Genomic DNA, 23,072 nt, shown 5'->3' with positions numbered 1-23,072 from the left:
AAATCCTTAAGGATCAATCCACTTCCCATCATCCTTAATAAGTTGGATTAAAGCATTAACCCCCTCATCTTCAGGTACTCTTTTTATCTCTTCTTTCCTTCTATATAAGGCAATAGTTCCTTTACCTTTTCCAACATAACCATAATCAGCATCTGCCATTTCTCCTGGCCCATTAACAATACATCCCATTATTGCTATATCTAGACCCGTTAAATGTGAGGTGGCGGTCCTAACTTTATCTACAACTTCTTCTAGATTGAAAAGTGTTCTACCACAACTAGGGCAACTGATATATTCAACCATTGTTTTTCTTAATCCTAAAGATTGCAAAATTGAATAGCACACTGGTATTTCCTTTTCTGGAGCTTCTGTTAAGGAAACCCTGATGGTATCTCCTAATCCCTCTGCTAAAAGCGTTCCAATTCCAGCAGTACTTTTAATCCTTCCATAATCACCATCACCAGCTTCGGTCACTCCCAAATGTAAGGGATAGTTATATCCTTCTGAGTCAAGCCTATCTGCAATCATTCTATAAGCTGCCATCATAACAGGAGCCCTAGAAGCTTTCATAGAAATAATTATGTTATGAAAATCAAGCTCATCACATATTTTGACGAACTCCATCGCAGATTCTGTCATTCCTAATGGCGTATCTCCATAAGTAAAAAGCATCCTCTCAGATAGAGACCCATGATTAACTCCAATCCTTAGAGCTTTGTTCTCAGCCTTTAAAACTTCAACTAAAGGGGTAAATCTTTTAAGTATTGTTTGCTTAATAGTTTCAAATTCCTCATCTGTATATTCAGTTCTAGCAGGGTCTGATTTTTCAAAAACAAACAATCCAGGATTAATTCTTACTTTATCAACATGTTTTGCAACTTCCATTGCAATTTTCATACCATTATGGTGAACATCGGCCACCAAGGGGGTGTTGATATTATTTTCTAATAATTTTGCCTTTATATCTCCTACTGCTTTGGCATGTGCTAAGGAAGGAACAGTTAACCTTACAATTTCACAACCCACATCATGAAGTCTTTTGATAGCTAAGTAAGCATTTTCGACATCCATTGTATCTTCATTTATCATCGATTGAACTCTTACTGGATAATCACTTCCAATAGCTACATCACCCACCATTACTGTTCTAGTTATCCTTCTCTCAATATGAGTTGAATATCTTTTGGAGAGACTATTAACCTCTTTTGATTGAGTTAATGACATTAAAATTCTTGATATTCAAAAAGGTTTTCACTAAATTATACGGCATATAGTCTATCACTTACATTCTCTAGGTCTTTCAAAGTTAGATGGTAAGGTTTATTAATTTCTTTTGAAGGAAATCTCAACAAATAAGATGGATGAAAAATTATCATAATTTCTCTCCCATCTTGTTTAATCCATTGACCTCTTAAATTACTTATAGGATCTTTAACTTCTAAAATAGCTCTCATAGCAGTAGAACCTGTAAGTAATATAAATTTTGGATCAACTAGCTTTATTTGCTGTAATAACCAAGGTTTATGAATATTTATTTCTCTAGCAGTGGGTTTTCTATTATTTGGTGGACGACATTTAATTACATTACAAAAATAAACATCCTTCTTATAGTCAATCCCAGCTTGTATCAATAATTCGTTTAATAACTTACCAGATTTACCTACATAAGGTTTTCCTTCTAAATCTTCCTGTGCTCCAGGTGCCTCACCAATTATTAACAAATCTGCAAATACACTACCTCTCCCAATTACTAACCTTTTCACTGAAAATAAAACTTTAAATATTTTTATCTTAAGAACTCAAAACATGAAAATAAAATAGATTAAGAAAATGAACTAAATTAAACCATAGTGTGATAGTTTTATTTATTCTTAATTTATGCATTTGTCATTATTAAAAGTCATATTTGAAAAGTCATAAGTCAATGAGTCAAGTTAATTTATCTGATCGGGCACTTTCAATTGAGCCATCTCTTACATTGCAGATAAGTGCTAAAGCAAATCAATTATCTGCAGAAGGAGTAGATATTTGCAATTTAAGTGCAGGTGAACCTGATTTTGATGCCCCAAAAGAAGTTATAGAGGCTACAAGTAAAGCTATATTTGATGGATTTACAAAGTACGGGCCCGCAGCGGGGAATTTAGATCTCCGAAAAGCAATTGCAAATAAACTTCAAATTCAAAACGATTTAAATTATGAATTTGAAAATGTAATGGTCACAAATGGTGCCAAGCAAGCAATATATAATCTTTTCCAAGTATTGTTAAATACTGGAGACGAAGTTATTATTCCTTCTCCATATTGGTTAAGTTATCCCCAGATGGTTAGATTGGCGGGTGGGAAGCCAATTTTTACAAATTCTTCTGCAGAAGATGGATTCAAAATAAATATAGAAGATTTGAAGTCTAAAATCTCTTCAAAAACTAAATTTATAATTATCAATTCTCCTAATAACCCCACTGGAAGAGTTATGTCAAAGGAAGAATTATTACAAATTGCCGATTTAGCTAGAGAAAATCCAAATATCAATATTCTTTCTGATGAGATTTACGAACTAATCCTTAAAAAAGAATTTAAACACTACAGTTTATCTTCATTAGCAAATGACTTAAAAAATAGAATTTTTATAATAAATGGGTTTGCTAAAGGATGGGCTATGACTGGCTGGAGGATAGGTTATTTAGTAGGCCCCAAAGATGTAATCAAAGCATCCTCAGCATTACAAAGTCAAAGTACAAGTAATGTTTGCTCTTTTGTTCAAAAAGGTGCTTTAGAGGCTTTAAAAATTAATAATGAGTTTTTCTCAATGATAAATAGCCATTATGATCAAAGAAGAAGAATTCTCTATGAGGGCCTTAACAATATAAATGGGATTTATATTGAAGAACCTAATGGAGCATTTTACGCATTTCCAAAATTACCCAACTCCTCAATTACTTCTGTTGATTTCTGCAATAAAGCTCTTCAAGATTACGGATTAGTTGTTGTACCTGGAAAAGCTTTTGGAGCTGATCAATGTATAAGAATATCTTGTGCAGCTTCAGAAATTAAAATAAAAGATGGACTTCAGAGGATTGAAAAAGCAATCTCTGAATACTATTAATTTAACTAAGTTATGTTTAATTTAAAGTATTTCCTTGTAAGTTCATCTCTATTATTTTCTGTTTTTTCATCACCTGTATTTTCAAATCCCAAAGTTTTAAAAGTTGGAGCAATACCTGATCAAAACCAAGATGTTTTGGACAAAAGATTTAATTTATTTTCAAAAGAATTATCCAAACAACTTGATGTAGAAGTTAAATACATTCCTGTTATTAATTATATAGCAGCAGTAACTGGATTTAGAACTAAAGATTTAGATTTAGTTTGGTTTGGAGGTTTATCAGGAGTTCAAGCAAGATTACAAACACCTAATTCAATTGTCATAGCTCAAAGAGATATCGATAAGGAATTTAAAAGTGTTTTTGTAGTAAACAAAAATTTAGAACTTAACTCAATTTCAAACATTAAAGGACTTAAAAAACTAAAGAATTTAAGATTTACTTTTGGCTCTGAAAACTCAACTTCTGGAAGATTAATGCCAGAATATTTTTTAAATCAAGCAGGGGTAGAAATTAAACATTTTAAAGGGAAAAAAGCAGGTTTTAGTGGGAGTCATGATGCCACTATAGCTTTAGTTAATAGTGGGGCATTTGATGCTGGAGCTTTAAATAAACAGGTTTGGGAAAACAATCTTAAAAATAATCCCAAAAGAACAAGTAATTTAGAATTATTCTGGATCACACCAGAATATGTTGACTATCATTGGGTAGCTCAAGGTGATCTTGAAAATAGATTCGGGGAGGGGTTTACAAAAGAACTTAAATCAGTAATTCTAAATTTAGATATAAAGCAAAAATCACATAAACAGATATTAGATATGTTTAATGCAAAAAGATTTATAAAGGCAGAATCAAAACAATATAAAAATATAGAGGAAATCGGGAGGAAATTAAATAAAATTAGATGAATAATACTGTCTTAGAATTAGAAAATATATCTTATAAATACAAAAATGATCTGATCCTAAATAAAATAAATTTAAAAATAAATTCTGGGGAAAAAATTGCACTTTTAGGTAAAAGCGGTTCAGGAAAAACTACACTTATATCAGTACTTAATGGCACTATAAAGCCAACTCAAGGTAAGGTTAAATTATTCAATGAAAGTTTCGAGGAATTAGATAGAAAGAAGAAAAGTAAAATAACAACTATTTGGCAAGATTTAAGATTAATAGAAGATCTCTCTGCAGAACAAAATGTTAATTGTGGACTACTAGCGGAAAACAATTTTTATTTCGCTTTTAAAAATTTACTAAATATAAGTTCTTTTAAGAAGGCGCATAAATATATGAAATTATGTAGACTTCATAACTCTATTTACGACAAAAAAATCAGAAAACTATCTGGGGGGCAAAAACAAAGGGTGGCTATAGCTAGATCATTAATTCAAGAATCAAATATATTACTTGCAGATGAGCCTTTTAATAATCTAGATCCCAAATTGATAACAACAATTAAAAACCTTCTGCTAGAGAATGTAGATAAAAATAAAACAAAAAAATCCCCAAAGACCGCATTAGTTGCATTACATAGATTAGATTTGCTGAACGATTTCGATAAAGTTATTGGAATAAGGGATGGTAAAATTTTTTTCAATATCAAAAGAAATAACTTAAAGAAGATTCATTTAGAGAAAATATATTAATTAGTTGAACAAATTAAAATTAAACTATACCTCATTATCTTTTCTTCCAATTTTGGTATGCATACCTCTAGGGTATCAATTAATAAACAATATTCATTTTGGAGGATTTAAATTATTCCAAGAATTCTTAATTTCTGCATTTAATCCCAAGATCGATAATGAAATTATTATTACCGTAATTAAGCGATTAAATGAAACTATTTTAATTGGTTTTTTTAGTTGGTTAGTAAGTATTATTTTTGGAGCAATTTTTGGAATAATTTCCTCAAATATTTTTTATAAAATCTTTAATATTCCAAATTTTTTCTACCGCATAGTAAGGTTTTTTCTAACAATAATTAGATCTATACACGAAGTGGTTTGGGGAATACTATTAATGCAAATATATGGAATAAATTTTTCGATAGGAATAATAGCTATATGTATACCTTATATTGCTGTAAATTCAAAAGTTTTTGCTGAACAATTAGAAACTATTGACTACAAAAGTTTTGAATCTATAAATCAAATAAATGCACCTAAATTTTCTTCTTTACTAACTTTAATATGGAATCCAATAATAAATACATTTAAAAACTTTGGTTTATATCGATTAGAGTGTTCAATAAGAAGTACGGTGATTTTAGGATTTTTTGGGATTGGAGGAATAGGTACCAGTATTTTTTTATCTTTCCAAACTTTGAATTTTAGAGAGTTATGGACTTATTTATGGTCCTTAGCAATTTTGATAATTCTTTCTGGATTAATATTCAAAAAAATAAAATTTAATACTACAAATAAAATCCTATCTATTTTTTTATTGCAGTTTTTTTCATAACAATTTTATTTTCTTTTTCATATTTTCTTTATTTTATTTTTAATAATAATATCGAAAATTTTAATTCCGTTAGTTCATTATTTAAATCAAGCTCAGATTTAGGATTATTTGATTTCTTAAAACTTATATTAGAAACAATAATTTTAAGTCTTTTATCAACAGGAATTGCAATTAGTTTACCTCCATTAGTAATAGGAATTTTTAACAATAATAGTTCTAAAATTTTTATAAAAATTTTTGCATTTTTATTACGTTTAATACCTACACCTGTAATAATTCTAACTCTATTAACTTTTAATAATCCTTCTTTATCTTTAGCAGCTTTAACATTAGGTCTCCACAATGCTGGTATTACTAGCAAATTACTTTTTACAAATCTAGATAGCCAAGACAAGAAAAATTATATTGCAATGAAATCTCTAGGAATCTCAAAAAAGACTAGTTGGCTTTTAGGTTTATTTTCTCAACAAGCAAAAAGTTACTTAGCATATTGTGCTTATAGATCTGACATCATTATTAGAGAAACTGCAATTGTTGGGGTTATTGGAAGTGTTGGTCTAGGTTGGCAATTGCAAGAATCACTAAGTTCCTTCGCATGGCAAGAAGTCACAATAGTTTTGATAGCTTATAGCTCCATCGCGATAGTTGGAGAATTAATAAATGGTAAAATCAAAAATAGTTTAACTTGATTTGTAGGAATAATTTGTTAAATCAAGTAATTATTTTTTTCCGGTTATAGTGATTAGTTTACCAAAACAGCTTGTTGTAATTGGAGATAGCTCAGTTTATGGATGGGGAGATAATGAGGGTGGCGGATGGTGTGAGAGGCTTAGAAAAGATTGGGGTAATAACCAAAATGGGCCAGTTATTTATCAACTTGGCGTTAGGGGAGATGGGATAGAAAAAGTTTCATCTAGATGGGAAAAAGAATGGTCATCTAGAGGAGAAACGAGAAGAAATAAACCTAAAGCAATCCTACTAAATGTAGGTCTTAACGACACTGCAGCAATTGGTCAGATAAATGGAAGACATCAATTAGATATAGATGGATTTGAATATGGATTAGAGAGGCTAATTAATGAAATGAACTCTCAAACAAATGTATTTGTTATTGGTTTGACACCAGTTGACGAAAGCAAAATGCCTTTCGCAGGATGTCTATGGTACTCAAATGATTTTTGTAATTCTTATGAAAGGAGAATGGAGGAAGTATGCCTCAATCAGAATGTTCCATTTCTTCCTACTTTTAGAGAAATGTACTCTGATAAAAGGAGTAAAAATTGGATTACGCATGATGGAATTCATCTAAATTCCGAAGGTCATTTCTGGCTTTTCCAAAGACTTAAGAGCTGGGAAACTCTTACAAAATGGAAGGAATCCTAAGGCTTCCCAAATATTTCTAATTTATAAAATATGAATATAAAACAAGAGCAAAAATAGCAAAAAAAGAAGCAATACTTGTCTGAATAGCATTTACCAATTCATTACTTAATTTATATTTGTTTTGAAATTTAGCACCAATAATACTTTCGGTAAGTGTTGCCAATAATCCAGAAACTACAACAACTATAAAATGATATTTTGTAGAAATAATTGATAGACGAAGCATTATAAAAGCCATAAATATTGATCCCAAAAAACTAGCTAATGTTCCTTCTAAACTTATTCCTCCTTCAGTTCCTCTTTCAACCTTTTTAAGTGAAGTAATTAAATATGTGTCTTTACCAAATCTTTTTCCAATTTCGCTGCCAAAAGTATCTGCCAACTTTGCAGCAAAACTTGCAGCAAAACCTACTTTAAACATTACGACGTTGGCAGCATTAAATTTGGTCATAATGGCAAGAAATAATCCTGTAGCTGCAGAGCCCCATACATTTTCAGGACCTCTCCTCCCACCTCTTTTTTCAGCTATTCCTTGTTCTTTTTTAAATTTAAAACCTATTTTGGTAACGAGAGATCCAAATAATAAATAAATTACAACTGACATCCATCCTTGCCAAGACAAACATCCCCACAAAATTGTGCCTAAAATGCCTGCACTTATCCAACCACTTTTTGTCATCAAAGGAATCTTGCAAAATATATAAATCAAAATGAAATTAATGCAAAAACCTATAAAAAATTGATTTTTAATTATATCCATATTTATCTAATTCCTTAATTTTAAATCAATTCTCCACTGATTTAGAATTGATGATGCGTTAATGCTAGCCGTTGAAGTTCTTAAGATAGTGTCAGACAGTTTAACAAAGGCAATATTTTTTCTATTAAAAAAATCAATTTCTTTTGAGGACCATCCTCCTTCAGGGCCAATTACGTTCCAAAAAATACCTCCTCTTCTATTTACAAATTCTTGTTGTTTTCTTAACCATTGATTTAAGTCATATAGTGTTTCTTCTCTTGTTATTGAAATTGAAACTCTTTCTTGATTGTCTCTACTTTTTAGCCATTCAACAATATCCATACCATTTAAAATAGATGGTTTCCATAATCTCTCACTTTGCTCAACTGCTTCATTAATAATTGAATTCCATCTCAAAAGTTTTCTAGAAAAATTTAAATTTTTGTTTACCTGTCTTTCTGAAAATAATGGCTGTATAAAGTCAATTCCGATTTCAGTACACATTTTTAAAATATCCTCAAAACCACTTTTTGGTATAACAACAGCTATGCCTAACAAGTGAATTTCTTGCTCTTGAAATAAGTAAGGTTTTTTTAATTGACCTATTTCTAAACAATCATTTTTAATTTTTATAGCTTTCCATAATGAACCCTCTCCGTTAGCTATAAAAATTTCTTTGCCATTTTTTATCCTCATTACTTTGTTTATATAATGAGTCTCTTCTTTATTTAGTTTTAAATTATTGTTCTTAATATTTTCAATTCTTTCATGGGAAATAATTAATCTTGTGAAGTCTTCCATCTAAAACACTTAATCTTTGAAAACTAAATCTTCATGTTCTTCAATTGCCCAATCATTATTTTCACCCCCAATAATTAAATCTTCAATTTTTACATAATTATTTGATATCTCATTTAAAGAATTAATTAATATATCTATTGAAATGGAGTCTGAAGTCCCAAAATCAACCCAACATCTTCCCCATAGGTTTTGATATTCCATAATTCCTAAATTATGCATTAAGGCTGGAAGAGATGCGTTTTTTTGATCATTATCATAGGACATCCAACTTAGATCAGAACCTTCTTCATGAGTTTGCAAATTTTCAGAATTAAATCCACCTAACCTTCCTAAAACGTACCAACTATCAAAAACACCATCTAAATAATTTTTTTCATCTTGAGTTGGTGATTCTGAAAACCTGATCCATATCCAACAATTAAAAGGATCAACTTCTCTAAAAATAATATTCATATTGACTAATAGCTTTTTAGATCTATAGCTATTATAAGTAAGTTATTACTAGATTAAAATTCATACCTATAACTTAATTCATAATGCTTGATTTAAAAGAAATATCTTATCAACCCCAAACTGGTGAAAGAAAAATTATAGACAATTTAAATTTAAAAGTTCATGAAAATGAAATCATATTAATTTGTGGCAATAGTGGTTCTGGGAAAACAACACTACTTGAAATAATAAGCGGATTAACAAATCCACAAAAAGGGGAAATTACTTGGAAGAATAAAATTTTATCTTCTAGACAGAGAAGATGGTTTTGTGGAGTAGTATTCCAATTTCCTGAAAGATACTTTATAGGTACAACCATTGGGAAGGAACTAAAAATAGGCCATAAATCTTTAAGAGAAAAAAATATAGAAATAGTCTTGAATAAAGTTGGTTTGAAAAAAATTAATCTGACCCAACCACCAGAACAACTAAGTGGCGGACAACAAAGAAGATTAGCTGTAGCAGTTCAACTTCTTAGAAACCCCTCAATTCTTTTACTTGATGAACCTACTGCTGGATTAGACTATTCAATGAGGAATGATGTGAAGAATTTAATTCTTGATTTAAAAAATAAAAATACAATTATTATTGTTACTCATGAACCTGAAATGTTTGAGGGAATTACTTCTAGGATATTATTCTTGGAAAAAGGGAAAATCAAAAATTTTATGAAAGAAAATCATGCAGGATAGGATAGTACGAGCCACTGCAGCAAATGGTGGAATAAGATTAGTTGCTGTCTTAACAACAGAATCTTCCCTAGAAGCCAAAAAAAGACACGATCTTTCTTATCTAACCACCTGCATCTTAGGGAGAGCATTTAGTGCCTCACTGCTTTTAGCAAGTTCAATGAAGATAATGCATGGAAGAGTAACCCTAAGAGTACGTTCTGACGGACCTTTGAAGGGATTGCTGGTTGATGCAGGTAGAGACGGTAAAGTCAGAGGATATGTAGGAAATCCTGATTTAGAATTGGATCTAGTCAAAATAGATAGTAATAAATATTCTTTTGATTTCACAAAAGCATTAGGTACTGGATATTTAAATGTTATTAGAGATAGCGGAATTGGAGAACCCTTTACAAGCACAGTTGAATTAGTAAATGGGAATATTGCAGAAGACTTAGCTTCATATTTATATCATTCAGAACAAACTCCTTCTGCTGTATTTATTGGAGAAAAAATTCAAAATCAAGGAATTATTTGTAGTGGTGGATTATTAGCTCAAGTTTTACCTAAAAAAGATACTGACCCTTTACTAGTCTCACTACTTGAAGAAAGATGTAAAGAAGTAAATTCTTTTAGCGAAGATCTATTTCAATCAAAAGATAATCTTCTTTCCTTGATAAAAAAAATATTTCCTGATATCGACGATGAATCAATATCTGAAAAAGCTCGTTCACAAGAAGTTAGTTTTAAATGCAAGTGTTCTAAACAAAGAAGTTTAAATGCAATGAATATGCTTGATAAGAGCGAGTTGGAGGACATCCTCAAGAAAGATGGCAATGCAGAATTAGTATGTGAATTTTGTAAGAATAAATATCTTATAAATTATGAAGAAATTAAATTGATGATAGAAAATCAATCATAAGAAAATTACGCCTAGCCATAAAATAACCATGGCTGGAATACTTTGAATTTTTTGTATCGATAGAGAATTATTTGAAATTTCCTGAATGAAAGAATTATTTTCAAGTAATCCACCAAATATTAATCCTATCGAAAGAAAGGTAACACTCCAACCAAGAGAACCTATAAATCTTTTCCCCGATTTAATTTGAGTATAGGTAAGTATTAATGTTGAGATGGAAAGTAAAAGTCTATTATTAGAGTCGGGACTAATAAATAACAAAATTAAAAATAATAACCCAACAGATATTTTTATTGAAAGATTATCAAATGAAGGAGGCGTTATTTTTGGCAAACTATATTGACTTAAGTTCTTAGAGTTATTATTTAAATTTTTTATTTTAGAAAGCAGTGGAAAATTATTATTAGTAAATTGATTAATTTGTTTTTCTTTTTTTGAAGCACTTACAGCTTCATAGCTTACATTTCCTGATTGTCTGGCTTTCAAACTCCCCATAAGTAATTGATCAAAGGAAGACTCTATTTTCGCTTTTAAAATTAAATCTTCTCCAGCCTCTTTAACTTTATTATCTCTAGCCTTCTGAATATCCTCAAAAGCAGCACCTTCTTTTACACCTAAAATTTCATAAGGTGATTTTTCGTTATTATTTTTATTACTGTTTAAATCCAAAATTTTTTACCAATACTAACAGATTAACTAATTTTATAATCCATTAAGACTTTATAAAACAATTGGTTCGACTCCACTAACAACGGGCGCAACTTTGTTTAAATTTAATTGATTATTGTCTTCAACAAATTGATTTAGATTCCACTCATTTTTGAAAAGAATAACTGGCCTATTCCAACAATCTTTAACTATTTTACAGTTGAATATTCTGCCTAGTTTTTCAATGGCTGGCCATCCATCAGAAATCCATCTAGCCAATTGATATGGCATTGCTTCAAGATTTGCATCTACACCATATTCACTTTTTAATCTGTGAGTTACTACCTCCAACTGCAATTGACCAACGGCTGCGAGTATGGGGTCTCTTTTGCTCTCATCAAAGTCATAAAGAATCTGAACTGCACCTTCTTCTCGAAGTTCATTAACACCCTTTCTAAAATTTTTAAATGCTGAGGGATTTGGATTTCTTAGCCAGCTGAATATTTCAGGACTAAAGGATGGTATGCCCTCATATTCCAGATGAGTACCAGTATAAAGAGTATCTCCAATAGAAAACATCCCTGGATTATTTAAACCAATAACATCTCCAGGATAGGCATCATCAACTACTTCTCTATCTTGCCCAAATATTTTTTGTGGTCTTGATAATCTAATTGTTTTCCCAGTTCTGGAATGTTTAACTGACATATCCTTTTCAAATTTACCACTACAAACTCTTACAAAAGCAACCCTATCTCTGTGCTTTGGATCCATATTTGCCTGAAGCTTAAAAACAAACCCACTAAATTCATCGCTTGCAGGTTCAATATCCCCTTTATTACTATTTCTTGACGTTGGTTTTTGTGCCATTTTTAAAAAACTATCTAAAAATGGCCTTACGCCAAAATTAGTCATGGCAGATCCAAAGAAAACTGGGGTTAAAGAGCCATTGAAAACTTTTTCTTTTTCAAATTTAGATCCTGCCTCATCAAGAACCTCCAATTCTTCAAGTGAGTTTTCAAGTAAATCTCTCTCTACATATTTTGATACCTCTTTATCTTCAAGACTTAATCTTTTCTCATTCGATTGTTTCCCTCTCACTGCTTTATCAAATAAAATCACCTCTCTCGAAAATCTATCAATAACCCCTCTAAATTCTTCGCCACTCCCAATTGGCCAGTTTATAGGTAGGGTATTTAATCCAAGTTCTGATTCAATTTCATCAAGTAAAGAAAATGGTTCTCTTCCTGGTCTATCCATTTTATTTATGAAAGTAAATATTGGTATTTTTCGCATCTTGCAAACTTCAAACAATTTTCTAGTTTGAGGTTCTAGTCCTTTAGCAGCATCTTCCAACATAACTGCATTATCAGCAGCAGCTAATGTTCTATAAGTATCTTCGGAGAAATCTTGGTGTCCTGGTGTATCTAATAGATTGATTACTGATCTTTCATATTCAAATTGCAATACAGTTGATGTTATAGATATACCTCTTTGTTTCTCAAGTTCCATCCAGTCTGAGGTTGCTTTTCTCTGATTACCCCTAGCTTTTACGGCTCCTGCTTGTTGAATGGCACCTCCATACAAAAGAAGCTTCTCAGTAAGAGTCGTTTTCCCAGCATCCGGATGTGAAATAATAGCAAAATTTCTTCTTTTATTTACCGCTTCCAGTATGTCTTTATTATTTAGAATTTTAGTACCTAAGCTCATTTATTTACTATAAGGGCCTTTCAATTAGTTTTTAAAACATTACCATAGACTATTAAATAATTATCACCGTCTTCAAAAACATCTAAAGAGGATAGATCATTCTCCAAAGTGAAATTTTTTAACTCTTTGAAAGTATAAGAAGCTCTTAAAGAGGCATAATAATCATTAGTTAAAATCGAATTATATTTAGTTGAACATTTTGCTTTGAGCTCTAGAGCGGACTTTTCATCTAATGGCCTTTTTAAGTCCTTATGAAAATTCACAGTGATGTTACTAGACAAACTTCTTATGGTGTTGAAGAAATCTTCAAGATTGGTAATATGATGGATCAAACTGTTACTTACAAGTAAACTAATTCTTTTTTTAAGTAAAAAATCATTTGATCTAATATCTTTAATATCAGAACAAATGTATCGTAAATTTTTTAATTTTTTCGGATCATTAGAAATTTTTTTATTATATTCTGCCCTCAAAATCATCTCTTTAGAACCATCTATGCCAACGACTTCAGTATTAGGCCATTTTGTTGCTAACTTCTCAGAAATATTTCCTGGGCCGCATCCTAAATCAACTATTAAATCTTTTTCACCTAAAAGAATATTTTTTTTTAAAAGATAATAATCTATCTGATTAATTAGATTAACTTCCCCTTCTGAGAAATCAGCTTCATCATAAGAAATTACCTGCTCTTTTTCTTCCATTAATTCAGGTTCCGGAACTCTTTCCATATCTTTTCTTTAACAAAGATTTCATATTAAACATAATTCTACACAAACCGTTAAATAGTGGTAAGAATGGTTGCAGACGCCACAGGTAGAGTTATTCTTCCAGTACGGGTTATTTACATACATTTTTTTTATCGTGACTGTTGCACCAAATAAAGCTTCTTCAGAGAGCAATTCCAATAATCTTAAAAAAGATGATTTTCCAAAGACTGCTCCAGCTGCTTATCCTGTTTTTTTTAGATCTTACAGTAGGAAAACTATCTCTGGCAAAAGGGAGAACTGGAGCGAAGTAGGTGAAAGGAATTTATCAGGCTTAAAAGAATTAGGAAAACTTTCTGATGAAGAATTGATCCTAATGAGAGAGATGCAAAGCAACCAAAAAGCCCAACCTTCAGGGAGATGGTTATGGATTGGAGGGACTCCTTGGATTAATAAAAACCAAAATTTCTCTGGGGCATATAACTGTACTTCTACAAACTTAATTGATTGGGAAGCCTTTGCTTTGATGATGGACTTAGCAATGATGGGATGTGGTACAGGGGCAATAATTGAGCCTCATTTTATAAACAATTTACCTACGGTAATAAACAAAATAAATATCAAATCAGTTAGTGAAGTTGGAATAACTCCTATAAATCAAAGGAAAGAAAAATCATCATTAGAAATCAAAGGGAAAGACCTTCATATCAAAGTTGGAGATAGCAGAAGAGGATGGGTAGATAGCTACAAATATCTTCTTGAGGCATCAAGTAATGAAAATCTTGAAAGAGAAATTGATGTTTATATTGATTTGGAAGATATTAGGCCTGCTGGAGAATCATTAAAAGGTTTTGGTGGGATGGCAAATCCTATCAAATTGAAAGATCTTTACTCCAGAGTCGCATCACTTCTTGGAAAGGCAATTGGCAGGAAATTAAGTACAGTGGAGTGTTGTTTATTAATTGATGAAGCTGCGGTAACCATAGTTGCTGGGAATATAAGAAGAAGCGCTGGGATGAGACAATTTGCTTCAGATGATAAGGAAGCAGCATCGGCAAAAGAAAATTTATGGAGTCAAGATGAGAATGGTAATTGGAGAATAGATCCTGAAAAAGATGCTCTCAGGATGGCTAATCATACTAGGGTTTACCATACAAAACCAACTTACCAAACTGTTTTGGATGCAGTTACAAAACAATTCCATTCAGGTGAGGGAGCTATTCAATTTGCTCCAGAGGCAATCGCAAGGTCAAATGCAGATATTCTCAAAGATGATGAATTGAGAAAGGAATTTATTGAAATTTACTCAGAACAAGGTAAGGATGAAGCGAGAAATTGGATAAATAGTAGTTATGGTCCATTTTCAGAAGAAGAGTTAGACCACAGGATGAGTAGATATGGACTTAACCCTTGCGGGGAGATCTTGGGAAATGATTTCCACTGTAATTTGGCTGAAGTTCATTTAAATCAGATTGATCCGGGAGATTTTGAAGAGCAAAAAAAAGCTTTTAAAGCCGCAGCTCTTTCCGTAGCATGCTTACTTAATCATGAATTTGAAGTTGAGCGTTACAGAAAAAGTAGAGAATATGACCCTATTGTTGGGGTAAGTTTTACAGGACTATTTGACTTCTGTGTACATGCTTTTGGGACGCCATGGTTGAAGTGGTGGGAAGCAGGAAGGCCTAATAGCGAAGAAGGGAAGGCATTCAAAGAAAAAGAAGCTAAATTCTTAGATTCTTGGAGAAAAATAGTAAAAGAAACTGTATGGGAATATTGTGATAAACATAATCTAAGAAGGCCAAATCGATGCACAACTGTTCAGCCAGCTGGGACTAAAAGTCTTCTAACTGGGGCAGCTCCAGGTTGGCATCCGCCAAAAGCTCAAAGATTCATTAGAAGAATAACTTTCAGGAAAAATGATCCAATTGCTTTAGCTTGCATGGATTATGGTTACTCAGTTGTTCCATCTCAATCTGATAAAGATGAAAATGGCTGCTTGCTTGATAATCCATTTGATCCTAGATGCACAGAATGGTTAGTTGAAATCCCTACAGAAGTTAGTTGGGCAAATATAGACGGAGCGGACCAAATAGATATAAATAATTTCTCAGCATTAGCTCAATTTGATTTTTACATGCAAGTGCAAAAATTTTACACAGAGCATAATACCTCTGCAACAGTAGAATTTAGAGAAAACGAAATAGAGGATCTAGCTAAGGCTATACATAATGCTATAGAAAATAATGAGGGATATATTTCAGCGGCATTGCTAGCTCGATTTAGTGCCAACGCTACTTTCCCGAGATTACCTTTTGAACCAATTAGTAAAGAGGAATATATATCATTGCAAAATAAAGTTATAGAAAGGAAAGTTAATAACGATTTCTTTGACGCTTTGAATAAATATGATGTTGGAGAACTATCTGAAGCAGGACCAGCAGGTTGTGATTCAGATAAGTGCCTGCTTCCTCTAGCTAAACCAAAAGACTAGATATTAAGTTATTTGTAAATAAAAAATATAAATTAGTTTTTAAAAATTTAATTTATGGCTACCTCTTAAATAGGGACATAAATTATTTATGACATTAAGCTTAAATATTGGGAACTTCTTTAACGATTCCTCCAGTCATGCATTGGTGGACGAGCTAAGAAAAAGAACATCAGAAGAGGATATCTTAGATTTTGAGGAAAAATTTAACTCCAAAAACGAAAAAAATCTACACGTATATATATGTAGATTTCTAAAAAATAGATCAATATCCAGAGGGCTAGCCTCTAGATGGTTAATAACCATAATTGAAAACAAAGAATCAAAAATTGATGCTTTGCAAAAATAAAATATTTAGGTCAGCCCTGATAGTTTCCATAGAGCAATTCCAAAAATTGAGAATCCCATAATAAAAGTAAAAGCCAAAGCATTTACCAATTGGACCTTATCATTCATTCTGTTTGCGAATGGTAATAATTGAGCAAATAATGGAGTCTCTTCAACTATTGCAGATTTTTTTACTGTAGGTTTTTTGCTTCTAGAAAACATAAAACAAATTTTATAATCTTAAGAATTTTACATTTAAAAGTTCATTAAATAAAAAATACTTGTCAAAAACGAACAAAATGTAACCTGTAAGTAATTACATAAAAAAAATGTATAAATATTTTTAGCAGAAACCTAATCTATCATTCATATATTAAGTTTATTTATTAAAAACCTAGACAAATAATTTCAATGAATGTTATTATAAATTTGTAGCAACCGCTACCAAAACGTTCAACTTGCGTATAGCAAGCCGCAAATCGACTTAAGCCATGGAACGGGGACTTAAGCGAAACCGGAGCTTAAAAAATGACTCTTATTTACAGAGGACAAAAATACGTCCAAAACAAAGAAGCAGCTAAAAAGCAGCACAATGAACTAACTTATAGAGGAAAGGCTTACACAAGCTAGTTTTTTAACCATTAAAAGAAAAAGCCACTTTTAGTGGCTTTTTTTTTGTCCAACCTTAAGACTAAATAACTATTTAATACTTCTCACAAGAATTAAACTAATATGATTAAATTGCGCTTATAGATTTAATAACCATGGCAGACCAGAAACCCTTATTCAAAGCACCTTATGATATAAAAGATGTTAGTGCTCTTTTCGCTATAGTTGCATTCGTATTAATAATCACCGCAATAGTTGGGAATAACTTATTTGGTTTATTTCAAGAAAATGTTAATTTTGGTTAAATTCTCTATAGTTAATTTTTTTTTAAATCAAATATATAAAACTCTTACATTTTTTTTAAACTATTTTTATATAGCTAAGTAGCAGGATATAAGTCTTTTTTATATGCAGCTAGACAAAAGAATATAAAGTGAGATGCTTGGTATGGTTTGTTAGATTTATGGTTAAAAAAATCTTTTTTCCTAAAAAAAATACTTTATGCGGAGAAGAACAAGGATATACGATTGTTGAGATTCTACTCGTAACTTTAATTATTGGCTTAACTTTTAGTATATCTCTTCCGTTGTTTGGGGCTGTAATTAATAAAGCAAGGCAAAAAGAAGCGACTCTAATAGTTAATAGTGTACTTAAAGCAGTAAAAGCTAATTATTCATTGACATCATTTTTACCAACTAAAATAAAACCGCTTAGTAAATTTGCATCTTTCCATAAGTGTATCTCTCAAGAAGTTGCGATAAAAGGTAGCGAAGTTTGTAATCCAAATACTATTGCCGCAATAGACGGTAGTGAAAACTATTTTTACTCTCCATCAGGAAATTATAAAGTTGAACTCAAAACCACTGAAATAAATAATTCTGATATTATCTTTCAAGTAAGAGCAATTCCAAATGGAATGGGCTATCAAGATAAAGGTAGTAGTGTAACTGGTTGCTTTAACCCAATCGGAGGAATATCAAACATTAAAGAATATTCATCTTTCAACGTTGGAGAAAAAGATTTTATGTCTTGTTTTACAGTGTTTCAAATTAAAAAAGCTGAAGAAGAAAGATTAGCTGAAGAGGCTAGATTAGCTGAAGAGGCTAGATTAGCTGAAGAGGCTAGATTAGCTGAAGAGGCTAGATTAGCTGAAGAAGAAAGATTAGCTGAAGAGGCTAGATTAGCTGAAGAAGCAAGACCTAAATGTATTTACTGGAACCCTAGAAATCCCTCACAATGTTTTAGGTTTGAATAATTAAATATATTGCATAGAAATTTTTATTTTAAAGAATTCTTCTAAATCCTATTTGTATTCCTGACGAATCAAATCCCTTTTTAGCTTCGTAGATATAAGGTGTACCCAAGCCATCGTTTGTTGTGTGAGATTTTGCATTCCTAATGAATCCTTCTAGATACATGACATTTTTATCATAAAACTCATAACTCAAACCTCCTTTTAACTGTAAAACAAGTGCTTGTCTTACATATTCAGGAATAAAAGGAGCTGAATCTTGAACACTATTAACAAATCCAGTTCCTAAGCCAATGAATGGAGTGATTTTTTTTTTAGATCTGAAATCATAGTAAATATTTACTATGTAAAAATCTTTATGCAATTTCCCTCTTTCATTTCCAATTTTAGTAATACTATTGTCAAAATAAGTAAGGTATTCATCAAATCTTCCATTTTCTCGAGCATATGATATTTCTGTTCTTATTTTCCCAAAGTCATAACCTAAACCTATCTCAATAGTATGACCTAATTCAGTGTACCTATCATCCCATATTGCTCTATTTGTGGAAGTATTATAAACATCATAATTTTCTAAATTTGAATAGCCAAAAGCAAAGTTTAGATAAAAATCTTTTTTTAATTTTTCAATATTTTCAACTTTTTCATTATTATTTATTTTGATTTTAGTTAGTTTAACTTCTTTAATATTTTCCTCAGGAAAATTTAATTCTTCCTTTAAGTCTCTGGGATCTTTTTCCTCAACAACTTTTGCTATTTTCTTCTCTTCAGATATTTTTATTTTTTTGACATCATTTTTTTTAATATCTTGTTTAATTAATGCACATGATGCAAGCAGAAAATTTATAAAGATAATTAAAAATAGAATTTTCCTATGAATCATTTGCTAGATAAAATTATTAGGCTTTTAAATTTTTGTTATGCAAATTAAATCTTTAAAATCATATAAAGTCAAAGCCTTATTTATTGAATTAAAAAAAAAAGAATAAAGAACTAATTATTAGATGCCAAGAGTAATTTCACTTGACACATGGAGATGAGGTTGTTAACTGAATTAAGATACTCTAAATTGTGATGTATCCCGAAATTTCATTAGTTAATAAAAACAAGAGTAAATTAGTGGTTTTTGAAAGGGACTTTAATAACCCTTTTAATGAAGGATTTATTATTTATTGGGCAATTATTAAATCAGAGAATAAGCAGTTAATATTTAAGAAAAGACTGACAACTATAAGAGCACAAAAAAAACTATTAATACTTCAGAAGGAAGGTTGGAATAAAATAAATGAATCATATAAGGTAGCTTAAAATTCTAAATTATTGAAAAATTGAATAGATACAATTCTTCGAAACTAATAAATAAAAATAAATTATGTTTATTTTTTTTATTTTTTATAATTGGATGTTCAAAAAATACTCCAATAGTATTTGAAGATTTTCAAGCTTTAAGATGCGAATTGAATTTCAAAGAAAAAAATTATAATGATTATGTCTTTAATATAAATACTGGTTTTTTACATTACTATGATGAAATTAAAGATGAGTTTTTACCAATAAGTGAAAGATTAGAATCAGGTATTTTTATCGAAAACAGTAGTGAGATTTTTTCTGTAATTCAAAAAAATAATTTACTGATAACTAAGATTGAATACTACAAAGACTTAAATAAAAATCAAAAGTTCATCAAAAATCTAAACATAATTAATTTAAAAACATTAACAGCAAGAAGTATATTTAAAAATAAAAATGGCGAATATGTTGTAAAGAGAGGTAAATGCATTTGGATTGATCCTAAATTAGGTATAAGATATTAATCATTGTTATTAGACATAATTTTAAAAAGATTCACCTAAAGAACTTTTAATTATGAGAAAGATATCGATATTAAATTTATTTATTGGTTATTTTATTCTTCTTGCATGGAATTTTAATAAACCTGTTTATTCATCAGCAAGAATTTTAAATTGTAATGGTGCTATTCCCCGAAAAACTGCATGCCTTATTAGAGCTAACTCATTTAAAGCAACAATCAGAAGAATTGATGTGTGTCAAAGTAATCCTTTCCCAAATTATCGAAGCTCTCCCGATTTTAGTGGGGCAAAATGTATAAATTTATTAAATAGTGAGCTTTCTAGTCAAAATGATCTCAATGAAAATAAGAAATTTTATCTTTCAGAAGATATGAATATTAAAAAAGGTGGATATAGTTTTATATCAATAATATTTAAGAATAACTTTACTGTTTCTGGTAAGTATAAATCTGGCAATTATTTTTGGGCTACTAGCAAAGAAGGGCCTACAAAAGTCATCCAATCAAAAAGTAATATATCAATTCCCAAAGAATTTAATACGAAGCTTACTAATTGGAGAGGAGAAAAAAATATCGATAATAAGTATTGCGTAAATAACGGAGGTACTACCTCAAGATGCGATCTTCAATATAACGGATTTAAAATGACCGGAATAGGAATGGATTCAAACTTTATTGAAGCTTCTGGAAATAGAACGAAATATATGTTTTTTGTTTCTGAGCTATCTCCAATAGTTAATTTAAATCAAAATGCAGAAGGATATTTCAGTCTAAATTTAGAGAAAAATTTAGAAGTTTATGGAAACGGATCTGCCGTAACATCAATTTCCATTGCACCTTTTAAATTTAAAACAAGATATATAAGTGAAGCTCAATAATAAGTTGATTAAAAAAAATCTTCGTAAAAAGAAATTTGAGAGAAAATCATTTTTCGAACAAGGATTTACATTCCTAGAGTTTATTATTGTTGTTTCTCTTCTTGGATTAACTGCGAGACTAATAGTTCCTCCTTTAAAAACATCGTTAAACAAATCAAGGCAAAAAGAAGCAAGTTTAATTGTCAATTCGATGCTCAAATCATCGCAATCATATTATGGCATTTATGGATTTTTACCAAAAGATATAGGGCAGTTATCTAAATTCGCAAATTTTCAAAAATGTATCGCTAATCAAGCAGAAGAGAAGGGGAATATTGTTTGCAGAAATTCATTGCCAACAAAAGTTGAAAAACAAGATGAAATATTTTTCTCGCCATCAGGAAATTATAAGGTCGAATTAAGAATTGGTGAAATAGAAAATGAAGGATCAATGTTTCTCGTAAAGGCCAATCCAAATGGTGGTTTATTTGCGGAAGAAGGAAGTGCAGTAATAGGATGTTACAGTCCGATAAGTGGAATATCTCTTCTAAAAGAATATTCATCAAAAAAGCTTGATAGAGGTTCTAAGAATTACATAACTTGTGGAGTTGAAACAAAAATTGCTAGCGCTTCTTGTGAACTATATCCTAATGATCCAAAATGTACAGAGCCTCCAAATTTTTGTGAACTATATCCAAACGATCCTAAATGTATAGAGCCGCCTGATTTTTGTGAACTATATCCAAACGATCCTAAATGTATAGAGCCGCCTGATTTTTGTGAAATATATCCAAACGATCCTAAATGTATAGAGCCGCCTGATTTTTGTGAACTATATCCAAATGATCCTAAATGTATAGAGCCGCCTGATTTTTGTGAAATATATCCAAACGATCCTAAATGTATAGAGCCGCCTGATTTTTGTGAACTATATCCAAATGATCCTGAATGTATAGACACACCAGAACCTTGCGATCTAAATCCAAATGATCCTGAATGTATAGAGCCGCCTGATTTTTGTGAACTATATCCAAATGATCCTGAATGTATAGACACACCAGAACCTTGCGATCTAAATCCAAATGATCCTGAATGTATAGACCCCAAAAAACCTGGCGACCCAACTACTACTTCTACTTCTACTTCTACTTCTACTTCTACTTCTACTCCTACCACTACTACTACTTCTTCTTCTTCTCTTAATGACTCCAGTTTAGACCCTAAAGTTAGAAATAATATCGAAACAAATGAAAAAACAAATGAAGATAATTCATTAAATCAAATAAATATCACTAAAAAAATTGAGGAAATTAATTTAATAAATAAAACGCAAAAATCTAAAGACAAAATCTCTCTTTCTGAACTTAATGAGGATGAAGTAGATTCTGGACCTATTCCACCCTGGATAAGATAAAAATTAGATAAATATATTTTTATAAAACAAACTTTTTATTTTGTAGATTAATCTAAAAGCATATCGTCATCAGGAATCAAATTTGATGATTTACCGTCCCACCAATCGAGCCAATCAGGCAAGGAACCTTCTGATGATTTCTCGCCAGTTTTGACATTAATGATTAAAGAATAAATTATATTTTCAGAATTGATATCAATTCTTGAAACTCTAAGTTGATTACCTCCGAATTCAGGAGAACAATCTCCACCGATTCCAGTATGTGAAAAAGTAAATTTATTATTTTTAAAAATTCCTAAATTAACTTCATTTACAGGCAAAGTATATTGAGGGCTGATATCATAATTAATTAATCCTAATTGACACTCTTTAACTGCTTTCAAAAGATGCTTTTCTGCAATCAAAACTTCTATGAACTCTATTGCAGGTCTAAAGTTAGGAATTACTATACTTGCAAGAACACCAATGATAGAAATAACAACCATTAGCTCATTTATTGAGTAGCCAAGTTGTTTACAAATAATTAATCTTTTCAATAAAGATATTTTTTGTATATTATTCAGTTGCACATTTTTAAATGAATGTTTTTATAATCAAAATTTTAATTATCTCATTGATTTAAAAAAACTTAATTTATAAATAATTAATAAATTTATCATGAATTAGTTCCCAATACTTCTTGAAG

29 protein-coding genes are annotated in these 23,072 nt (G+C 30.6%); 17 read left to right on the top strand and 12 right to left on the bottom strand.

Going from position 1 to position 23,072, the window contains the following annotated elements; all coding sequences use genetic code 11:
* Positions 1 to 6: 6 nt before the first annotated feature.
* Positions 7 to 1,224 carry a (E)-4-hydroxy-3-methylbut-2-enyl-diphosphate synthase gene (gene ispG / locus SIB45_RS06395; protein ID WP_011862717.1) on the bottom strand — a complete coding sequence of 406 codons (1,218 nt, stop codon included), beginning with the start codon at positions 1,222 to 1,224 and terminating at the stop codon, positions 7 to 9.
* A 35-nt stretch (positions 1,225 to 1,259) separates the two neighbouring features.
* Entirely contained in the window at positions 1,260 to 1,763 is a 504-nt protein-coding gene (locus SIB45_RS06390; protein ID WP_011862716.1) for a uracil-DNA glycosylase, read from the bottom strand.
* 161 nt (positions 1,764 to 1,924) lie between these two features.
* Here SIB45_RS06390 and SIB45_RS06385 point away from each other — a divergent pair, with 161 nt between their 5' ends.
* From SIB45_RS06385 to SIB45_RS06370, 4 genes are read left to right on the top strand one after another with little or no spacing between them, the layout of a single operon-like run.
* The gene (locus SIB45_RS06385; RefSeq protein ID WP_011862715.1) at positions 1,925 to 3,103 is read left to right on the top strand and encodes a pyridoxal phosphate-dependent aminotransferase; all 1,179 of its coding nucleotides are present in this window, start codon (positions 1,925 to 1,927) and stop codon (positions 3,101 to 3,103) included.
* Between the two features lie 12 nt (positions 3,104 to 3,115).
* Positions 3,116 to 4,009, top strand: coding sequence for a putative selenate ABC transporter substrate-binding protein (locus tag SIB45_RS06380; RefSeq protein WP_011862714.1), 894 nt, complete (start codon positions 3,116 to 3,118; stop codon positions 4,007 to 4,009).
* Positions 4,006 to 4,746: an ATP-binding cassette domain-containing protein gene (locus tag SIB45_RS06375; RefSeq protein WP_011862713.1), complete on the top strand. Its 741-nt coding sequence runs from the start codon at positions 4,006 to 4,008 to the stop codon at positions 4,744 to 4,746. Before SIB45_RS06380 ends, SIB45_RS06375 begins: the two co-directional genes overlap by 4 nt.
* 4 nt (positions 4,747 to 4,750) lie before the next feature.
* On the top strand, positions 4,751 to 5,563 hold the full coding sequence (locus SIB45_RS06370; RefSeq protein ID WP_413682116.1) for a PhnE/PtxC family ABC transporter permease: 813 nt from the start codon (positions 4,751 to 4,753) through the stop codon (positions 5,561 to 5,563).
* A 28-nt stretch (positions 5,564 to 5,591) separates the two neighbouring features.
* Here SIB45_RS06370 and SIB45_RS06365 read toward each other — a convergent pair whose 3' ends face one another.
* Positions 5,592 to 5,957 (bottom strand): hypothetical protein, encoded by a 366-nt coding sequence (locus SIB45_RS06365; protein ID WP_413682115.1) that lies wholly within the window; start codon positions 5,955 to 5,957, stop codon positions 5,592 to 5,594.
* Positions 5,958 to 5,973: 16 nt separating this feature from the next.
* Here SIB45_RS06365 and SIB45_RS06360 point away from each other — a divergent pair, with 16 nt between their 5' ends.
* Both SIB45_RS06360 and SIB45_RS06355 read left to right on the top strand, forming a co-directional pair.
* Entirely contained in the window at positions 5,974 to 6,252 is a 279-nt protein-coding gene (locus SIB45_RS06360) for a hypothetical protein (protein ID WP_233119166.1), read from the top strand.
* 49 nt (positions 6,253 to 6,301) lie between these two features.
* A complete protein-coding gene (locus SIB45_RS06355; RefSeq protein WP_011862711.1) occupies positions 6,302 to 6,946 on the top strand; it encodes a GDSL-type esterase/lipase family protein in 645 nt (214 codons plus the stop codon).
* A 16-nt stretch (positions 6,947 to 6,962) separates the two neighbouring features.
* Here SIB45_RS06355 and SIB45_RS06350 read toward each other — a convergent pair whose 3' ends face one another.
* Genes SIB45_RS06350 through SIB45_RS06340 form a run of 3 tightly spaced genes read right to left on the bottom strand, consistent with a single transcriptional unit; the run spans position 6,963 to position 8,939 of the window.
* Positions 6,963 to 7,706, bottom strand: a complete 744-nt coding sequence (locus tag SIB45_RS06350) for a TIGR00297 family protein (RefSeq protein ID WP_011862710.1) — start codon at positions 7,704 to 7,706, stop codon at positions 6,963 to 6,965.
* A gap of 6 nt (positions 7,707 to 7,712) precedes the next feature.
* Positions 7,713 to 8,486, bottom strand: a complete 774-nt coding sequence (locus tag SIB45_RS06345) for a 16S rRNA (uracil(1498)-N(3))-methyltransferase (protein WP_011862709.1) — start codon at positions 8,484 to 8,486, stop codon at positions 7,713 to 7,715.
* 9 nt (positions 8,487 to 8,495) lie between these two features.
* Complete coding sequence (locus SIB45_RS06340) at positions 8,496 to 8,939, bottom strand: DUF3531 family protein (RefSeq protein WP_011862708.1); 444 nt, start codon at positions 8,937 to 8,939, stop codon at positions 8,496 to 8,498.
* An 83-nt stretch (positions 8,940 to 9,022) separates the two neighbouring features.
* Between SIB45_RS06340 and SIB45_RS06335 the strand changes: the two genes are divergently transcribed.
* Both SIB45_RS06335 and hslO read left to right on the top strand, forming a co-directional pair.
* Complete coding sequence (locus tag SIB45_RS06335) at positions 9,023 to 9,670, top strand: ABC transporter ATP-binding protein (RefSeq protein ID WP_011862707.1); 648 nt, start codon at positions 9,023 to 9,025, stop codon at positions 9,668 to 9,670.
* Positions 9,660 to 10,568 carry an Hsp33 family molecular chaperone HslO gene (hslO, locus tag SIB45_RS06330; RefSeq protein ID WP_011862706.1) on the top strand — a complete coding sequence of 303 codons (909 nt, stop codon included), beginning with the start codon at positions 9,660 to 9,662 and terminating at the stop codon, positions 10,566 to 10,568. The genes SIB45_RS06335 and hslO overlap by 11 nt, the downstream gene beginning before the upstream one ends.
* Here hslO and SIB45_RS06325 read toward each other — a convergent pair.
* From SIB45_RS06325 to SIB45_RS06315, 3 genes are read right to left on the bottom strand one after another with little or no spacing between them, the layout of a single operon-like run.
* Positions 10,563 to 11,237: a CPP1-like family protein gene (locus SIB45_RS06325; protein ID WP_011862705.1), complete on the bottom strand. Its 675-nt coding sequence runs from the start codon at positions 11,235 to 11,237 to the stop codon at positions 10,563 to 10,565. The two genes, hslO and SIB45_RS06325, sit on opposite strands and share 6 nt — an antisense overlap.
* Positions 11,238 to 11,288: 51 nt before the next feature.
* A complete protein-coding gene (locus tag SIB45_RS06320) occupies positions 11,289 to 12,926 on the bottom strand; it encodes a peptide chain release factor 3 (protein WP_011862704.1) in 1,638 nt (545 codons plus the stop codon).
* 20 nt (positions 12,927 to 12,946) lie between these two features.
* The gene (locus SIB45_RS06315; protein ID WP_011862703.1) at positions 12,947 to 13,654 is read right to left on the bottom strand and encodes a class I SAM-dependent methyltransferase; all 708 of its coding nucleotides are present in this window, start codon (positions 13,652 to 13,654) and stop codon (positions 12,947 to 12,949) included.
* A gap of 133 nt (positions 13,655 to 13,787) precedes the next feature.
* Here SIB45_RS06315 and nrdJ point away from each other — a divergent pair, with 133 nt between their 5' ends.
* Together nrdJ and SIB45_RS06305 are read left to right on the top strand one after the other, a co-directional pair.
* Complete coding sequence (gene nrdJ, locus SIB45_RS06310) at positions 13,788 to 16,121, top strand: ribonucleoside-triphosphate reductase, adenosylcobalamin-dependent (protein ID WP_011862702.1); 2,334 nt, start codon at positions 13,788 to 13,790, stop codon at positions 16,119 to 16,121.
* Between the two features lie 88 nt (positions 16,122 to 16,209).
* Positions 16,210 to 16,467, top strand: a complete 258-nt coding sequence (locus SIB45_RS06305; protein WP_011862701.1) for an RNA recognition motif-containing protein — start codon at positions 16,210 to 16,212, stop codon at positions 16,465 to 16,467.
* Positions 16,468 to 16,472: 5 nt separating this feature from the next.
* Here SIB45_RS06305 and SIB45_RS06300 read toward each other — a convergent pair whose 3' ends face one another.
* On the bottom strand, positions 16,473 to 16,667 hold the full coding sequence (locus tag SIB45_RS06300; protein WP_011818162.1) for a hypothetical protein: 195 nt from the start codon (positions 16,665 to 16,667) through the stop codon (positions 16,473 to 16,475).
* Between the two features lie 306 nt (positions 16,668 to 16,973).
* Here SIB45_RS06300 and SIB45_RS06295 point away from each other — a divergent pair, with 306 nt between their 5' ends.
* The 3 genes from SIB45_RS06295 to SIB45_RS06285 all read left to right on the top strand — a co-directional run bounded on the left by SIB45_RS06295 (position 16,974) and on the right by SIB45_RS06285 (position 18,309).
* Positions 16,974 to 17,075, top strand: coding sequence for a DUF4278 domain-containing protein (locus SIB45_RS06295; protein WP_011862700.1), 102 nt, complete (start codon positions 16,974 to 16,976; stop codon positions 17,073 to 17,075).
* A gap of 134 nt (positions 17,076 to 17,209) precedes the next feature.
* Positions 17,210 to 17,359: a hypothetical protein gene (locus SIB45_RS06290; RefSeq protein ID WP_011862699.1), complete on the top strand. Its 150-nt coding sequence runs from the start codon at positions 17,210 to 17,212 to the stop codon at positions 17,357 to 17,359.
* 158 nt (positions 17,360 to 17,517) lie between these two features.
* Complete coding sequence (locus tag SIB45_RS06285; RefSeq protein WP_011862698.1) at positions 17,518 to 18,309, top strand: type II secretion system protein; 792 nt, start codon at positions 17,518 to 17,520, stop codon at positions 18,307 to 18,309.
* A gap of 28 nt (positions 18,310 to 18,337) precedes the next feature.
* Here the strand turns inward: SIB45_RS06285 and SIB45_RS06280 are convergent, their stop codons facing one another.
* On the bottom strand, positions 18,338 to 19,189 hold the full coding sequence (locus SIB45_RS06280; protein WP_011862697.1) for a hypothetical protein: 852 nt from the start codon (positions 19,187 to 19,189) through the stop codon (positions 18,338 to 18,340).
* 191 nt (positions 19,190 to 19,380) lie between these two features.
* On the opposite strand from SIB45_RS06280, the gene SIB45_RS06275 reads away from it, so the two are divergent.
* Genes SIB45_RS06275 through SIB45_RS06260 form a run of 4 tightly spaced genes read left to right on the top strand, consistent with a single transcriptional unit; the run spans position 19,381 to position 22,387 of the window.
* On the top strand, positions 19,381 to 19,614 hold the full coding sequence (locus SIB45_RS06275; protein WP_041484676.1) for a hypothetical protein: 234 nt from the start codon (positions 19,381 to 19,383) through the stop codon (positions 19,612 to 19,614).
* A gap of 20 nt (positions 19,615 to 19,634) precedes the next feature.
* Complete coding sequence (locus SIB45_RS06270; RefSeq protein ID WP_011862695.1) at positions 19,635 to 20,120, top strand: hypothetical protein; 486 nt, start codon at positions 19,635 to 19,637, stop codon at positions 20,118 to 20,120.
* A gap of 52 nt (positions 20,121 to 20,172) precedes the next feature.
* Entirely contained in the window at positions 20,173 to 20,994 is an 822-nt protein-coding gene (locus SIB45_RS06265) for a hypothetical protein (protein ID WP_011862694.1), read from the top strand.
* A 4-nt stretch (positions 20,995 to 20,998) separates the two neighbouring features.
* Complete coding sequence (locus SIB45_RS06260; protein WP_413682114.1) at positions 20,999 to 22,387, top strand: hypothetical protein; 1,389 nt, start codon at positions 20,999 to 21,001, stop codon at positions 22,385 to 22,387.
* A gap of 47 nt (positions 22,388 to 22,434) precedes the next feature.
* Here SIB45_RS06260 and SIB45_RS06255 read toward each other — a convergent pair whose 3' ends face one another.
* Positions 22,435 to 22,872, bottom strand: a complete 438-nt coding sequence (locus tag SIB45_RS06255) for a Tfp pilus assembly protein FimT/FimU (protein WP_011862691.1) — start codon at positions 22,870 to 22,872, stop codon at positions 22,435 to 22,437.
* Positions 22,873 to 23,072 lie beyond the last annotated feature (200 nt).

Source organism: Prochlorococcus sp. MIT 1304, assembly GCF_047305015.1.
Taxonomy (GTDB): domain Bacteria; phylum Cyanobacteriota; class Cyanobacteriia; order PCC-6307; family Cyanobiaceae; genus Prochlorococcus_A; species Prochlorococcus_A marinus_E.
This window is presented reverse-complemented; position numbering and strand designations above follow the sequence as displayed.

What these genes read in the sequence shown, in the direction of transcription:
- SIB45_RS06385 (WP_011862715.1), top strand. Translation starts at nt 1,925, where the DNA reads ATGAGTCAAGTTAATTTATCTGATCGGGCACTTTCAATTGAGCCATCT.
- hslO (WP_011862706.1), top strand. Translation starts at nt 9,660, where the DNA reads ATGCAGGATAGGATAGTACGAGCCACTGCAGCAAATGGTGGAATAAGA.
- SIB45_RS06360 (WP_233119166.1), top strand. Translation starts at nt 5,974, where the DNA reads ATGAAATCTCTAGGAATCTCAAAAAAGACTAGTTGGCTTTTAGGTTTA.
- SIB45_RS06255 (WP_011862691.1), bottom strand. Translation starts at nt 22,872, where the DNA reads ATGGTTGTTATTTCTATCATTGGTGTTCTTGCAAGTATAGTAATTCCT.
- SIB45_RS06345 (WP_011862709.1), bottom strand. Translation starts at nt 8,486, where the DNA reads ATGGAAGACTTCACAAGATTAATTATTTCCCATGAAAGAATTGAAAAT.
- SIB45_RS06320 (WP_011862704.1), bottom strand. Translation starts at nt 12,926, where the DNA reads ATGAGCTTAGGTACTAAAATTCTAAATAATAAAGACATACTGGAAGCG.
- SIB45_RS06305 (WP_011862701.1), top strand. Translation starts at nt 16,210, where the DNA reads ATGACATTAAGCTTAAATATTGGGAACTTCTTTAACGATTCCTCCAGT.
- SIB45_RS06335 (WP_011862707.1), top strand. Translation starts at nt 9,023, where the DNA reads ATGCTTGATTTAAAAGAAATATCTTATCAACCCCAAACTGGTGAAAGA.
- SIB45_RS06295 (WP_011862700.1), top strand. Translation starts at nt 16,974, where the DNA reads ATGACTCTTATTTACAGAGGACAAAAATACGTCCAAAACAAAGAAGCA.
- SIB45_RS06285 (WP_011862698.1), top strand. Translation starts at nt 17,518, where the DNA reads ATGGTTAAAAAAATCTTTTTTCCTAAAAAAAATACTTTATGCGGAGAA.
- SIB45_RS06315 (WP_011862703.1), bottom strand. Translation starts at nt 13,654, where the DNA reads ATGGAAAGAGTTCCGGAACCTGAATTAATGGAAGAAAAAGAGCAGGTA.
- SIB45_RS06280 (WP_011862697.1), bottom strand. Translation starts at nt 19,189, where the DNA reads ATGATTCATAGGAAAATTCTATTTTTAATTATCTTTATAAATTTTCTG.
- SIB45_RS06275 (WP_041484676.1), top strand. Translation starts at nt 19,381, where the DNA reads ATGTATCCCGAAATTTCATTAGTTAATAAAAACAAGAGTAAATTAGTG.
- SIB45_RS06380 (WP_011862714.1), top strand. Translation starts at nt 3,116, where the DNA reads ATGTTTAATTTAAAGTATTTCCTTGTAAGTTCATCTCTATTATTTTCT.
- SIB45_RS06375 (WP_011862713.1), top strand. Translation starts at nt 4,006, where the DNA reads ATGAATAATACTGTCTTAGAATTAGAAAATATATCTTATAAATACAAA.
- ispG (WP_011862717.1), bottom strand. Translation starts at nt 1,224, where the DNA reads ATGTCATTAACTCAATCAAAAGAGGTTAATAGTCTCTCCAAAAGATAT.
- SIB45_RS06340 (WP_011862708.1), bottom strand. Translation starts at nt 8,939, where the DNA reads ATGAATATTATTTTTAGAGAAGTTGATCCTTTTAATTGTTGGATATGG.
- SIB45_RS06265 (WP_011862694.1), top strand. Translation starts at nt 20,173, where the DNA reads ATGAGAAAGATATCGATATTAAATTTATTTATTGGTTATTTTATTCTT.
- SIB45_RS06300 (WP_011818162.1), bottom strand. Translation starts at nt 16,667, where the DNA reads ATGTTTTCTAGAAGCAAAAAACCTACAGTAAAAAAATCTGCAATAGTT.
- SIB45_RS06290 (WP_011862699.1), top strand. Translation starts at nt 17,210, where the DNA reads ATGGCAGACCAGAAACCCTTATTCAAAGCACCTTATGATATAAAAGAT.
- SIB45_RS06350 (WP_011862710.1), bottom strand. Translation starts at nt 7,706, where the DNA reads ATGGATATAATTAAAAATCAATTTTTTATAGGTTTTTGCATTAATTTC.